Source organism: Bacillus sp. VA15 (assembly GCF_055721145.1).
Genome location: NZ_JBVQPQ010000008.1, coordinates 175,957 through 191,301 on the forward strand (window position 1 = coordinate 175,957; position 15,345 = coordinate 191,301).

General features: G+C 37.6%; 10 protein-coding genes. 4 read left to right on the forward strand and 6 right to left on the reverse strand.

All coding sequences use genetic code 11. The features are described from left to right. The first annotated feature begins 100 nt into the window (after window positions 1–100). A complete protein-coding gene (locus AC0DBE_RS18930; RefSeq protein ID WP_472963324.1) occupies window positions 101–2,743 on the forward strand; it encodes an SPOR domain-containing protein in 2,643 nt (880 codons plus the stop codon). Window positions 2,744–2,781: 38 nt separating this feature from the next. On the opposite strand, the gene AC0DBE_RS18935 is transcribed toward AC0DBE_RS18930, so the two are convergent. From AC0DBE_RS18935 to AC0DBE_RS18960, 6 genes are all read right to left on the reverse strand, one after another. Next, on the reverse strand, window positions 2,782–4,641 hold the full coding sequence (locus AC0DBE_RS18935; RefSeq protein ID WP_472963326.1) for a CDP-glycerol glycerophosphotransferase family protein: 1,860 nt from the start codon (window positions 4,639–4,641) through the stop codon (window positions 2,782–2,784). A gap of 18 nt (window positions 4,642–4,659) precedes the next feature. Next, a complete protein-coding gene (locus AC0DBE_RS18940) occupies window positions 4,660–5,829 on the reverse strand; it encodes a CDP-glycerol glycerophosphotransferase family protein (RefSeq protein ID WP_014115395.1) in 1,170 nt (389 codons plus the stop codon). A 3-nt stretch (window positions 5,830–5,832) separates the two neighbouring features. Beyond that, window positions 5,833–6,858, reverse strand: a complete 1,026-nt coding sequence (locus tag AC0DBE_RS18945) for a ribitol-5-phosphate dehydrogenase (RefSeq protein ID WP_003219623.1) — start codon at window positions 6,856–6,858, stop codon at window positions 5,833–5,835. Next, window positions 6,855–7,568 carry an IspD/TarI family cytidylyltransferase gene (locus tag AC0DBE_RS18950; protein WP_014115394.1) on the reverse strand — a complete coding sequence of 238 codons (714 nt, stop codon included), beginning with the start codon at window positions 7,566–7,568 and terminating at the stop codon, window positions 6,855–6,857. The genes AC0DBE_RS18945 and AC0DBE_RS18950 overlap by 4 nt, the downstream gene beginning before the upstream one ends. Window positions 7,569–7,656: 88 nt before the next feature. After that, a complete protein-coding gene (locus tag AC0DBE_RS18955) occupies window positions 7,657–8,808 on the reverse strand; it encodes a CDP-glycerol glycerophosphotransferase family protein (RefSeq protein WP_472963329.1) in 1,152 nt (383 codons plus the stop codon). A 95-nt stretch (window positions 8,809–8,903) separates the two neighbouring features. Next, window positions 8,904–9,677, reverse strand: coding sequence for a WecB/TagA/CpsF family glycosyltransferase (locus AC0DBE_RS18960; RefSeq protein WP_014115391.1), 774 nt, complete (start codon window positions 9,675–9,677; stop codon window positions 8,904–8,906). A gap of 462 nt (window positions 9,678–10,139) precedes the next feature. Between AC0DBE_RS18960 and tagD the strand changes: the two genes are divergently transcribed. The 3 genes from tagD (at window position 10,140) to AC0DBE_RS18975 (ending at window position 15,306) form a co-directional block, all read left to right on the forward strand. Next, a complete protein-coding gene (gene tagD / locus AC0DBE_RS18965; RefSeq protein WP_014115390.1) occupies window positions 10,140–10,529 on the forward strand; it encodes a glycerol-3-phosphate cytidylyltransferase in 390 nt (129 codons plus the stop codon). Between the two features lie 90 nt (window positions 10,530–10,619). Beyond that, window positions 10,620–11,825: a CDP-glycerol glycerophosphotransferase family protein gene (locus tag AC0DBE_RS18970; RefSeq protein ID WP_014115389.1), complete on the forward strand. Its 1,206-nt coding sequence runs from the start codon at window positions 10,620–10,622 to the stop codon at window positions 11,823–11,825. Further along, window positions 11,806–15,306: a bifunctional glycosyltransferase/CDP-glycerol:glycerophosphate glycerophosphotransferase gene (locus AC0DBE_RS18975; RefSeq protein ID WP_472963332.1), complete on the forward strand. Its 3,501-nt coding sequence runs from the start codon at window positions 11,806–11,808 to the stop codon at window positions 15,304–15,306. The genes AC0DBE_RS18970 and AC0DBE_RS18975 overlap by 20 nt, the downstream gene beginning before the upstream one ends. Window positions 15,307–15,345: the final 39 nt, after the last annotated feature.

Genomic DNA, 15,345 nt, shown 5'->3' on the forward strand with positions numbered 1-15,345 from the left:
TTTATTAAAAAATGGAAGTGATTCACCTATAAATGAAGCATATGCGTGCCGATAAATAAACTAGTTTTATATACTCATTGAATAAGAAAGAGGAGAAGGAATGAAAAAGAGATTAATCGCACCTATGCTTCTGTCCGCCGCGTCCCTTGCCTTTTTTGCCATATCCGGTTCTGCCCAGGCTGCAGCGTATACGGATTACTCGATATATGAGGTAGAGCCGTCAAAAACGTTCAGTACAGAAAGCCAAGCCTCGCAGGCTGTCGCCCAACTGAAAAAGGACACTGGCTGGAATGCTTCTTATCAGGCTTCAGGGACAACAACGACCTACCAAATTTCCGCTGCAGGCATACATAGCGAAGCAGAAGCGAAAGCAATACTGAGCGGACTCACCAAACAGACAGCGATTACAGGTACGACAAGCCCTGTCGGAAGCAAACAGCCCTATGTCACCATCACCTCAGGTGCCATTTCCGGGGAAAAACAGGCAAACACTTTGCTGACCAAGCTTAAACAGGAGACGGGAGTGGCTGGCGCTGTAAAAGCTTCAGGAGAAGCTCAGTCCTATGTGAACGTCATGACATCAGAAATCGCTGATGAGACAAAAGTCAAGGCGCTTATTCAGAGCCTGGCTAAGCAAACGGGGATTAAAAGCTCGTATCAGCCCATCACCCACACGGTGTCTGTCACAACCATTCAGTCAGGCACAATTGTGGGAAATAGCAAAGCAGAGCAGATCAAAAGTGCATTCCAAAAGGAATCAGGGCTGCAGGCATCATTAAAAGAAACGGTGAAAGGACAAGCCTACTACACGTTCACTACAGCCGCCATTTCAGGTGAAGCGAATGCCAAAAATCTATTAAATCAGCTGAAACAGAGCACCGGTATCACAGGAAGCTACAAGTCAATCAATCAAAAAACAACTGCTGAGTCATACAATGTCCAATCAGCTTATTTCAAAGGGCTGAATACAGTGAAGGACGCCATCAGCCAAATCAAGAAAAACACCGGCGTATCAGGGAGTTATCAACAGGTTGGCAAAAGCACATCATATACAGTGAATATGAAGGGGGTAACGAAACAGCAGCTGCAAAAGATAGACACTTTCTTTAAAAAGAAAAAATGGCATTACACGTCATCCAGCGTCAAAAAAACGACCACGTCTACAGCCTATCAAATAATGACGGCACAGATTTTAGGCGAGCAGCAAGCAAACAAAGCCGCAGCCTTCTTTTCTCAGAAAAAAGTAAAGGCAACGAAAAAAGCAACTGGAACAACAGCAGAAAACCAATATCAGCTCATCTCAGAAGAAACATCAGATCAAGCAAAAGTTACAAAGGGCTTGAACATATTAAAGAAAAATCAGCTGAGTGCAACTGCGAAAACAGTAAATAAACAAATAGCTAAGACGTTTAAAATAACAACTGAATCTCTGCTTGATACAGCGAAAGTCAATCAGGCACTTACATTCTTTCAATCAAATCACATATCAGCAACAAGCCAGAAAACCGGTCAGACTACAGCGAGCAGCTATCAAATCATAACTGGAGCAATCATCAGCCAAGAAGATATTGACCGCGTTTTAGCGTTTTTTAAACAAAACAAAGCCGCCGGCACCACAGCAAAAACAGGCGAGACGGCATATACACAATACAAAATTGTAACAGCTCAGCTCAGTAGCAAAACAGCATTGAACAATGGGTTAACCTATCTTAAAACGCAAAGTTTAAGCCCAAGTTACACAACGAAAAGCAATACGCTTTATAAGATCAGCTTAAACGAACAGTTCACAGGGAATGATACAGCTACTGCGGCATCAACAAAGCTAAAACAATTATACGGATGGACATCATCTATCGTGAAAATCAAAAATGGCCCGCAAATCATGAAAACCAATTACAATCTCTCTCTTCGTGATATGGTCCAAAAACAAATGACGGTAAGCCCGCAAACAGACGGGGCCGCTTACGTATCGCTCACTTATATTAATACAGCAACTTCAACCGTTATGGCTGATGTACTGAATATCCGGTCAACACCGGCAGTCATCCCGACGAACGTGATCGGCCAATTTAAAAAAGGCGATAAGGTGAAAATCATCAGCCAGACAAACGGCTGGGCCAAAATCAATTTAGGCTGGCGAAACGCAAGCAGTGATGAAGTGGTTCAATACGTAGATCCGAATAACTTTTCCAGAGACAGCAAATACTACTTCCAATTTCTCAAGCTCTCACAGACAGCCGGCCTCAGCGTTACTGAGGTCAATCAGAAAGTGCTTGCGGGCAAAGGCATCCTGACAGGGAAAGCAAAGGCATTTATCGATGCTGCCAATCAATACGGCATCAACGAGCTGTATTTAATCTCACACGCTCTCCTTGAAACAGGCAACGGAACATCCGATTTAGCCAATGGTTTAACCTATAACGGAAAAAAAGTATATAACATGTACGGAATTGGCGCCTACGACGGCAACCCGAATTACTACGGCGCTAAATATGCATACGAGCAAGGCTGGTTCACACCAGAAGCTGCTATTATCGGCGGTGCCAAATTCATAGGCTCATCGTATATACACAACACAGCCTACAATCAGGACACACTGTACAAAATGAGATGGTCATCCACAGCGACACACCAATACGCAACAGACATCGGCTGGGCGTACAAACAAGTAAACCGCATGTACAGCCTGTATTCATTGCTGGACGGTTATACGCTTTACTTTGATGTTCCGGAATATCAATAAAAAAAACACCTTTTGCAGCTGCAAAAGGTGTTTTTGATTTATCTTTTAAGGACTTTATCGTCTACCGGCTCCTCTTCCTGAGGGAAGACAATTTGATCGACCACACGTTCACTTGCTTTTCCGTCAAGATCATCAAAGAAATAATGAACAAATGAATCAATTTGCTCAAAGTTATACTTCTCTTCTTTAATGATCGAAATCATTTGATCAGACGTTTTCGCAAGCGGACCAGGAATAAAGTCAAAGTAATCATAATAGAAATCACGTTTGCGAATATAATCATCTACATCATAGCTGAAGAAGATCATCGGTTTATTTAATAAAGCATACTCAAAGCAGACAGAAGAGTAATCCGTGATCAGAACATCTGTTACTAGCAATAGCTCGTTAATTTCCCTGAACGAGGAGAAATCATAAAAGAAATCACTGTACTGATAAGGAATATTGGCATCATTACGTACGAATGGATGAATTTTGAATAAGAAGATATATTCATCCTTTAACTCACGATACAGACGGTCAAAATCAAGCACTTCAAAAGGATAATGAGCTGATTGCTGACCGTTTCCGCGGAAGGTTGGCGCAAAAAGAATGACCTTTTTGTCCTTCAGAAACGGATATTCTGTATAGAGACGTTCTTTTACAAATGCCTTCTTCGCTTCATCAAAGAAGAAGTCTGTTCGAGGTACGCCGGTAGCGATGACGTTCTCTATGTCTACGCCAAAGCCCTCTGCATAGTGTTTTCGTATATTTTCAGAGCTGACAATAACCTTCGTGTAGTTCCTATGGTTTTTCGAATGCGGCGAAGGTCCTCCCGGCAGCCCGATTCGGCTGTAGCCGAATGTCTTAAAGGCGCCGACAGCATGCCACAGCTGGACAAGATCAGCATTTTTACGGATTTTCAACGGATAAATGATCGGATAAAAATCATCAATAAAAATGATTTTGCTTGTCGCAAAGTGATAAGCCATAGACATCAGTTCAGACAGGCTTTTTCTATCTCGAATGCTGCTCTTTAAGAAAAATTTGAAATCAAAGTTTTCTTCACGCTTCAGCAGTTCTTCATAAACAAATTCGAAGTTTCCTGTCATATCAAGCCGGCTGTCAGAAGCAAAGACGATCTTATTGGACTTAATTGGCAGCAGGCGGAATACATCATAAGCAAAATGGAATAAGCTCGTATTCAGCTTGCGCATAAAGCGGTTTGCTTCTTTTCCAGTATCCAGCTCCAAAAGGCTCGGATCGATTTCCTGCAGTTTGTTGCAAGACAAGTTAATGGTCTTTTCGCCCTCATCATAGTTAACAATCAAATTGAACTTCATCAGCTTTTTAGCAGAATGAAATTCCATCTTTGTGGCATACACATCATTAGAGAGGAAATTGCTGACGTTTCCAACCGTATGCACTTCCTGATGTTTTACATTTTGATCATCTACAGCTTCAATTTCGAGAAACAGCTTATACTCGCCCTGCGGAAGAGGCTTGTCATTCATCAGCTTAGAAAAGTTAATTTGCTGTGAAAATCCTGCCCACTTATAGGCCCCTGGCACATTTGAAGTATCAATTGACAGCTGATCTACCGGAATATCCCGCAGTGAAACAGCTGTAAATAAAACACCGTTGTTCACCAATAATAAACGTTTTCGAACCTGATCCTCTTTTTGAAGCGGTAAGCCCTTGATATACATATAACCCGCAATTTTAAGAATTGACCCATTCCAAGAAAACTCAGAAATTTTTCTGACAGGGACTTGCTGGTTTTCTTCAATTCGCTTCGTTTTATCAAAAAGAGAAAAAACCCTGTTATCTGTCTGATTGACAATAACAGCTGCATTTTCTTTTTTCGTTTTCTTTTTTGATCTGAAAAGTCTGTTCTTAATCTTTCTGGCCAGCTTCACTTTGTACCTCACTTTCTCCTAATCGGCACCAGATGTTAAAAATGATGAAATAAAATCGGCTACCCGCTCTGAAGATTTGCCGTCTTGATGGGTAATAAATGTCTGTGAAAAAGCTTCAATCCGCTTCGTATCAGCCTCGTGATCACTCTCGATATCGTGTACAAGCGATGGAACGTCTTTCGAAATCGGCCCGGGTACAAACGATTCAAACGGATAGTAGAAATCACGTTCTTTCAAGTAGTCTTCTAAATCCGGGCAGTAAAAATACATTGGACGTTTCAGCAGGCTGTATTCGAAAATGACTGAAGAATAATCGGTTATCAGCCCATCGGAGATTGCCATCAAATCGTACAAAGAGTACGAATCGGTTAAATCCAGCACAAAATCATCCTCTTCCGTGTGCGCATGCTTGCGCATATACGGATGAAGATGGAGCATCACGACATAATCTTTATGGTGTAGCGCCGACTTTAATTGTAGCAGATCAAGCGGGGTAGCGTCACCCTCTTGATGATGTCCGCTGCCTCGATAAGTAGGAGCATACAAAAGCTTTTTCTTATGCTTAAGTTCAGGATAAGCCTGATGAAACTCATCCAGTACAGTGCGCATATGTTCCTTATGATAAAAATAATCCGTCCTTGGAATGCCGAGCGGCAAAATCTGCTTTTCCTCCATTTGAAAAGCCTCGGCAAAATGCGGCACGGCAGCGGGTGCACTGACGATGGCATAATCATAGTTAGAATGCACGGGAACAATCTTCAGATAATCAGAAGATGGGCCGAACGGCTTGTTCACTATGCTGTAGCCGAATTTTTTAAAGGCGCCGCAAGCATGCCAAAGCTGGATGGCGACAGTTTCCTTGCGTTTTGGCACAACATACAAAGGAAAGTAATAATCATCCAACAAAAGCACACGGCACGTGGCAAGGTGATATAGCGAGCTGAAAAGATGAAGCAAATATGCAGCTCGTCCGACCAGCCCCTTATCCATCTTGCGGAAAAGCAGGGTGATGCGAAGAGACGGATCTTGCTTCAGCTTTTCATAGACATCTTTAAAATTATCACTTAATTGATCCTCACGATAGGAAGCTATGACAACTTTGTTGTGCTGTACTGGTAATAAAGCGCTCAATAGTTTATAAGCAGTGCCGAATACTCCTTTTACGATTCGTGTAAGGAATGTTTTCACTGTTTAAATTTCCCATTCGATAACAGTTTTTCCCCAAGATGAAGTCAAATCTGCTTCAAACGCGTTTGTAATTTCCTCAATACTGCGTACCGGGAAGCGTCCGCCTACTAATGTTTCTAAATAATCAACGACTTCAGGGTATTGAGCTAAAAAGTCCACAGTACGGGCAAAATCCTCGCGTCCGCTGCGGCTGCTGCCGATCAGCGTAATTCCTTTTTCAAGCACCATTCTCGTTTCAATTTCAACAGGGTATTCAGATACGCCTAAGAGCGCTACACAGGCTTCAGGGTGAACATGGGCAATGATCTGCTCAATTGCGCTTTCACTGCCGCGACCGCCTACACATTCAAAGGCATGATCGAGTCTGACATCCTCAGGAATGTCGTTAATTTGATAAGCTGCATCAACAAAAGAAAAATGATCAAGCTTGTAAGGTGTTTTTCCGAAGATAAACACTTTGCTGTCCGGATATTTCTTCTTCAGGAGAAGCGTCATGATAAATCCGAGATTTCCGTCTCCCCAGACACCGAATGTGTCGCGCTTCTTGTGTGCCATACGCTCAAAGCGGGAAAGCGCGTGAACTGCAATCGTAATAAGCTCAGTAAAGGCTGCGACATGCGGATTAATGCTGTCCGGAAGTTCAACGAGCCGATCCGGCGCCATGAACATGTAATCCTGCATAAATCCATCATAGCCGCTTGAACGGAATCTGCTGGAACGCAGGTAATTCTCCGCAATGACTTCATGCTCTTCAACCGGTGTATTCGGCACCATAACAACCCGTGTTCCGACTTTAAATGTGCCTGTCGGATCAAACATGACTTTCCCGATTCCTTCATGAATTAGAGCCATCGGCAGTTTTTTATCCATCGCTTCTTTGCCGCGTGAGCCAGTATAATAGCGCTGGTCGGCAGCACAGATCGATAAATGGGTGGGCCGGACGACGACCTTATCTGAATGGACAACTTTATCTTTATACGTCACTTCAAATTGTCGGGCAGAAACTAAACGATACGTTTGATTAATCATTGTGAAATTCGCTCCTGTAAAATGGCATTAGCCACTTTTAAGTCATATGGTGTTGTTACTTTAATATTAAAGACTTCACCGCGGACCAGCTTCACTTTTTCACCTGCTAACGAACAGATCTTGCAAGCATCAGTCAGGACAGCTTTTTGTTCATCGGACAGTTTATTATAAAGCTCGACCAATTTGCTGATCCGGAAGCTTTGCGGTGTTTGCCCTTGATACATGTTATCGCGGACAGGAATATCAGAAATAAATTCCTGGTCTTCTGAAGCGATAATCGTATCAATGGCTGAGATCACAGTATCGACCGCACCGTATTGAAGAACAGCATCAATGTTTTCGTCGATAATGCGATGAGTCAGAAATGGACGCACAGAATCATGAGTGATGATCACGTCATCATCCTGAATGCCGAATTCTTTTTCAATATAGCGGATGCCGCTCATAATAGACTCATTACGGTCACTGCCGCCTTCAACAACAACCAGGCGATCATCCTGCCCGATGAATTTCTTTAAAATGTCTTTTGTATGGTTAATCCACTCTTTAGGTGAAACGATTAAAATCTTATCGAAACGGTCATTTAATAAAAACTTTTCAACCGTATGAATGATAATAGGGCGTTTATTTAACGGTAAAAACTGTTTTGGCATATTGACGTTCCCCATGCGGGAACCTTTTCCACCGGCTAGAATCTCAGCATAAATCATAAAATGACTCCTTCCTTACTACAACTCATAATGTTTTATAAAAGGTTTTCATATTATTTGCAATACCGACCTCTATTATATATAAAGATCAGCTTGATTTCTCATTCACATAGCTTAAAAGCTGCTTACTGGCATGCCCTCTAGAGTACAGATTCCACTCACGTGAAAAGCGCTCTACTTCGGATTGGAGCTTGTCCATATCTTTCAGCTGCTCCAAGAGCATTCCTGAATCACAGCAAGGCACCCCGGGGATCACCTCTGTATAATGCCGAATTAAACCGCGGTTTTTGTTGTAAGCTTCCATATCATACGTATAAAACAAAATGGGTTTGTCCAGCAGCGCAAATTCAAATGGGACAGAAGAATAGTCTGATATTAACAGATCACTCATTTTTAAAAGGTCTGCAAGAGGGAGATCTGACACATCTTTTATCCACGCACTATCCTCAGGTAATTCAGCAGATTGCTTCATAACAGGATGCAGTTTTACTGCAAGTATATATTCACCTTTTAAATCATGCTGCAGCTGTTTTTCTGAAAACGGCAGCGAAAATCTTTCGAACTGGTCGTCCCTAAAGGTCGGCGCATACAAAATGATTTTTTTCTCCACTGGCAGATGATATTTGCTTTTAAGGTCATTGCTGTTTTCCTGCTCCTCATAGTAAGCATCGGTTAAAGGCACACCAAACCGAAGAAATTTATCACCTTTTATATCGAAAAATTCCTTGAATATGTCAGCCATATGTTCAGAACCAACGACAATCCTGTCAAATGAAGCATACACTTTTCGAAAGCGTCTTACGTCAGCCCGAGAACGATTCTGTGTGTTGATATCCTTTAACCCAAAACGCTTAAACGCCCCGTTCGCATGCCAAACTTGGATACACTCGATATCAGGCCTGCTGGTCAGAACAGTTGTCAAAACAAAATAGTTATCAACAATCACAGTCTTACTGCTCAGCATAGAAAAGATCGCTTTACATATATGAAGCGGGTGTTTTTCGTTAATAACCGAAACAGTAAGCTCAGGAAATTCTTTTTCCAGCGACTTGGCATGCTGGGTCAGCAGTACATAAATGGGAAATGAAAAGTGCCCCTTCTGGTATTCCTTTAATATGGCACGGGCATTATCAGGAAAGGAAACCAGAAGCGTCACTTGATTGCCCGGCTTGACCCAAAACAGCAATGCGCCAATGACTTTGATGAACAAATAATAAAAAAACGCAAACCAGGATTTCAATCTGTCATCAGCTCAAAACGGCTTTCACAGATTGTCCGCAGGCTCAGCGAATGATTCATGCATTTCATTACATACCATAGCTCCTTTAAGGCCGATTACAGATGGCGTGATTGATCTTTAACCTGTCCTGTATATTGCGGCTTTGCTGAAGCCCGTTCATGTTTCAGCACGGCTGTAACATACTTAGGAATGCTCAGCATCCTTCTCCAGCGGGCAGGGTTGGTAATCAGCCTGTACATCCATTCAAGGTGAAAACGGATAAAAAATGAGGGCGCTCTTTTTACATTGCCGCTGAACACATCAAAGCTTCCGCCCAGCCCTACAGCAACAGCCTGAGGGAATAAATGGCGGTATTTATGGATAAAGAACTCCTGATTAGGATAACCTAATGCGACAAATACCATATCAGGATTTGAGGCCGCAATTTTGTCCGCCACCTCACGCTGATCTTTCACATAGCCGTCAGAGTATCCGGCAATTTCAATCCCGGGAAAATCACGTTTAACTCGCTCAATTGTTTCCGCAATCACATGCTTAGCCGCACCGTAAAAGAAAACCCGTTTTTTCTTTTGGTCGGCTTTCTCAAGCAGAGACGTAAACAAATCATAACCGGCGATTCTGGATTGAAGAGGTTTTCCAATCATTTTGGAAACCATTACAACACCAATTCCATCCGGCAAAATAAAATCAGCAGACGAAAGAACCGCTTCATAACGCGGATTCTGCATTGCTTCAAATCCGATTTCAGGATTCGCTGTTACGATGAACGCACCTTTATTCTGATCTAAATATGACGTTTCTAAATGTGATACAAATGAAGTTAGTTCACTGTCTACAAAATCTAATTGATTAATGGGTTTCGTTTGCATCGTATCAACCCTCCTTTTCATCTATATGTCTATAAAAAACACGTGTCATTCGTATAGTTTGATTAAAGACTCTTTGCCTGAAAACATCTTACTCTATTTTACCACAAAAATCTTTAGGAACTTTTAACATTCACATTACAATTCCTTCACGTTTTGACGATGAATTAATATGAGGAGGGTGTACAGAATAAATGACGCAGCAGAAAGAAAATCGTTTCACAGGCTTTAGAAAAAAATCAGTAAGTTTGGTGTCGGGTAATGATCTGAAATGTTAAAATAGAACTATTGACAACAGGTCTTTAACACTACTGTAGTTTTCTGTTTTTTAAATCCCCTTAACTTTTATAGGTGATTATGCTATTATTGTTAAATATTAAGGATATGTGAAAATTATGTCGGAATTATTAAGAGATTGTAAAAAAGCTCGGTCTTTTCTCTCAACCCTGAAAGGAGTTTTTTAAAGTGAAAAAGGTTATTACTTATGGCACGTTTGACTTGCTTCATTGGGGTCATATTAAATTGCTTGAACGTGCTAAAGAACTTGGTGACTATTTAGTGGTTGCAATTAGTACTGATGAATTTAATTTACAGAAACAAAAAAAAGCCTATCATAGTTATGAACATAGAAAATTAATTTTAGAAACAATACGCTATGTAGATGAAGTAATTCCTGAAAAAAGTTGGGATCAGAAAATACTTGATATAAAGGAATATGACATTGATGTTTTTGTGATGGGGAATGATTGGGAAGGTAAATTTGATTTCTTAAAAGATCATTGTGAGGTTGTTTATCTGCCAAGAACTGAAGGGATTTCTACGACTAAGATAAAAAAAGAGATAGCAAATCTTTAGAAGTAATGTAACGTTGCTTCTTTTTTTCTTGTATTGCCTCTTTAATTTATTACAAGTAGTTTATAAAAGTGAGATGGAAGGCTTCTTTAAATGAAAAAGAAAAACATTTTAATTAAAATTTACTCCATACTTTTTTCGGTAATAGGTACATTACCGAAAAATAAGAGAATGATTATTTTTGAAAGTTATTTAGGTAAACAATTTAGTTGTAATCCAAGGGCGATATACGAGTATTTGCAGCAGAATAATAGTAAATATGGTTTTGATATGGTCTGGAGTGTTGATAGAAAATACGAACATGAATTTAACCGACAAGGCTTAAAGTACAATAATCGATTTACACTTTCTTGGTTATGGAAAATGGCAACTGCAAAATACTGGGTAACAAATAGCAGGTTACCATTATGGCTTCCAAAGCCTAAAAAAACAATATACATCCAAACTTGGCATGGTACACCATTAAAGAGACTAGCTAATGATATGGATGTAGTTCGTATGCCGGGAACTACTACAGAAAAGTACAAAAAAAATTTCTCTAAAGAATCAAGTAAGTGGGATATATTAATATCTCCTAATAGATATTCAACAGAAATATTTAAGAGAGCATTTCAATTCAATAATACAGTTATTGAAACTGGCTACCCTAGGAATGACATACTATATCAAAAAGATATAGAACTCTATAAAGAAAAACTCAAGAAGAAATTAGGTTTAGGGAGAAAAAAAATAATATTGTATGCCCCTACGTGGAGGGATGATAATTTTTATTCAAAAGGCAATTACAAATTTGATCTCAATTTAAATTTAGAAAAGATAAAAAAGGAATTGGGGAATCAAGTTATAATTTTACTTAGAATGCACTATCTGGTTAATCAAGACTTTGAGCTTGTCGATTATAAGGATTTTATCATGGATGTTTCTGATTATCCAGATATAAGAGACTTATATATTATATCTGATATTTTGGTCACGGATTATTCATCTGTTTTTTTTGATTTTGCTAATTTAAAAAAACCAATATTATTTTATGCCTATGATTTAGAGTACTATAGAGATAGACTTAGAGGATTTTATTTTGATTTTGAATCAAATGCACCTGGTAATGTAGTAGACAATACAGATAATCTAATTGAAGAATTAAAAAAACTACTGAAAAATCCCAAGTTGCATGATAATTATACTCAATTTTATAATGAGTTTTGTTTATATGAAGATGGCAAAGCTGCAAAAAGAGTTGTTGATAAGATATTTGGTAAAGAAATAGGAGAGAGAGTTAGTGACAAAAAGAAAACCTAAGATTAGTGTAATTGTTCCAGTTTACAATGTTGAAAAATATTTAAGAGAATGTTTAGATTCTTTAGCTAATCAAACATTAAAATCAATTGAAGTTTTAATGGTAAATGACGGTTCAGCAGACAATAGTGGATTAATAATGGATGAATATTCTTCTAAGTACGATAACTTTTATTCTTATCATAAAGAAAATGGCGGTCTAGGGCATGCCAGGAATTATGGCGTCCAATATGCAAAAGGTGAATTTATAGCCTTTGTTGATTCAGACGATTATTTAAGTTTAGATGCATATAAAAAAATGTATCAATTAGCTAGTGAAAATCAAACAGACATTGTTATAGGGAATGTAAAAAGGTTCAACTCGACTAAGGTTTATGGTTCTGGACTTCATAAAAAAGTATTTAGTGATACAATTCCTAAAACTCATATTACCAAAAATAACGAATTAATTTATGATACAACTGCATGGAATAAGATATTTAGAAGAGAATTTTGGATAAAAAATGATTTTAAATTTCCTGAGGGCATGCTATATGAAGATTTACCTGTAACAATACCTGCACATTATAAAGCTGAGTCAGTTAGTGTTCTTGAAGATTTTATTTATTTTTGGAGAGCCCGGGAAGCAGGGGATAAATCAATAACACAACAGAGAAATGATCTGGTTAATCTTACAGATAGATTAAAAGCATTAGATTTAGTTGATTCCTTTTTTAATCATGCAAATATAAAAGGGGAACTAAAGGATTTAAAGGATTATAAAGCCCTGAGTCTTGATATCCCACTCTATTTGAATATATTAGACACTGCGGATTCTGAGTACATTAAAGTTTTTATGACCAAAGTGTCAACATACTTACAAACTATATCAGATGAAACGTTTAGAAAGTTAAATGCAATAGATAGAGCTAAGTATTATTTTATTTCTAAAAATGATATTGAAAGATTACTCGATGTTTTAAAGTTCCAAAAGAATGAATTTAAATATAGTAAGCCTAAAAAAGTAAAGGGTCAATTCTTTTGGGAATTCCCATTTGGGAAGGAACTTCCAAAAGATATTTGTAAACCAGACAGTGAGTTTACTATTAAAAGAAAAATAGAAAGAGTAGAATGGGATAGCTCCGTAATCCGTATTGAAGGTTATCATTTTATTAGACATCTTGACATAAAAAGAAAAAAAGATGTTAGTTTAAAGGCTTATGTTTTTGATCCAATTTCGGGAGAAAAGAAATTCATAAATTGTTTTTCAGTAAAAAGGCCAGATATAACATTAAAATTCGGTACCAAAAAAAATAATAATATCCCTCTTTCAAGGGTTAATAACTATGATTGGTCCGGATATATTATTGAAGTAGATACAAATGATTTATTTGACAGGCTTTCTGGAAAACTAGAAATATGGGTAGAGATTAACTGTTCTGGAAAAACGAGAAGTTATAGAATTGGTGAACCTGTTAGTGGTAAAAAACCTAGACCAAAGCACAGAGTCTACTCCTCGAGAAGGATTTTCATCAAATACAATAGTTCATGGGACTTATATTTAGACTTAAGACCTGTTACTACTCAGGTTAACAGTTTAATATATGAAAATGGAAATTTAATCATTAAAGGTGAGACGTCTCTACCATTAAACGAATGCCAACTTCTATTTAGAGATTATGATAAGAATGAACAATATAGATATTATATGGAAAAGGATGGACATTCGAACAGTTTTAAAACAATAATCCCTAAATCAACCATTAATAGATTAAAAAATAATACTGAGTTAATAGGCTATGTAAGGTATAATAATGATAATGAACCTTTAACTTATTTGGAAAGTGTAAAAGTTGAAAATATTGTTCTTGATACTAAAGAGATTTCAATAGATGCTAGCCCAGCAGGAAACCTAAGAATTCTAACAAGAAATTACACAGCGTATCTTAAGGATATTAATTTTTCAAATGAGAATTTATTAATAGAAGCATCTATTACGGATAAATATATTAAAACTTTAAAAAATTTAACCGATATCAATATGGTCTTAAAGAATGTGGAGACAGGTCACACGGTTTCTGGAAATATACTTAGAGAATACAAAGAGAAGGGTGAGTTTTTTCTTAAAACAGGTTTCGATCTTTCAAACAATAAAGTCAGAACTCCATTCAATGAAGAATACGGAGTATGGAGAGTTTACTTAGAATTTACAGTAAAGGGTAATAAGAGCTTTAAAAAATTAAAACGTATAAAAGTAAGAGATAAAGAAATAAATTTCCCTAAAAAAACTGTCGGTAATATAAAGTATTCTCCATATGTTACAAAAGAGGACAATATAAGTATTAATAATATATTTGAATGGAATTGGATTGAGAGAGGTCCTCGTAGGCAAGAAGTGATAGAAAAATTTCTTTATCCGCTTTTCAGACTTTTACCAATGAAAAAGAAGACAATTGTTTTTGAAAGTTACTGGGGCAAACAAATTAGTTGTAACCCTAAAGCTATATATGATTATATAAACGAACATTATCCAGAATATGAATGTGTTTGGATGGTAAATAATGATTATGTAAAAGTAGATGGAGAAGCAATTAAAGTTAAAATAAAGTCTTTGAAATACTTTCAGTATATGGCTCGTGCCAAATACTTTGTGAATAATGTTAACTTCCCAGATTTTTATGAAAAAAGAAAAAATGCAGTTGAATTACAAACTATGCATGGCACCCCGCTAAAAACTCTAGGGTTAGATGTCCCTGGAGAAGTAGATACAGAAGATAAGAGAAATAGATTCTTGAGACGGTGCGGCAGATGGGATTATTTAACTGTACCAAGCAAATATGTTAGTGATCTAGCAAGAAGAATTTATGACTATAAAAATGAAATACTTGAAACGGGTTACCCTAGAAATGATAAATTATTCAAAGACAATAATGAAGTTTTTAGAAATCAATTGAAAAAGAAGTTGAACTTACCAAATGATAAAAAGATTATATTATATGCTCCAACTTTTAGAGTTAAAAATGGATTTGAGTTGAAACTAGATTTAGAGAAGCTCAGAAAAAAACTGAAAGATGATTATGTAATATTATTAAGACTACATTATTTTATATCTGATGAGCTTGATATTAGCGATTTCAAGGGATTTGCTTATAATCTTTCCAATTACGATGATATTCAAGACTTATATTTACTTTCGGATGTTCTAATCACTGATTATTCATCTGTAATGTTTGATTATGGTATTTTAAAGAAACCAATGATATTTTTCACGTATGACTTAGAGGAGTATCGGGATAATCTTCGAGGTATGTACTTGAATATTGAAGATGAAGCTCCGGGACCATTAGTAAGAGATAATATGTCATTGATTGATTCTATCGAAAAATTAGATAATTATTTTACCCAATATGGTGAAAAATATAATAGTTTTAGAGCAAAATATTGTGAATTTGACGATGGAAATGCTTCTGAAAAAGTTGTAAAGAAATTCTTAAACGTTGATTAACATATTTGAAAACCCATAGCATTATTCAATGTTATGGGT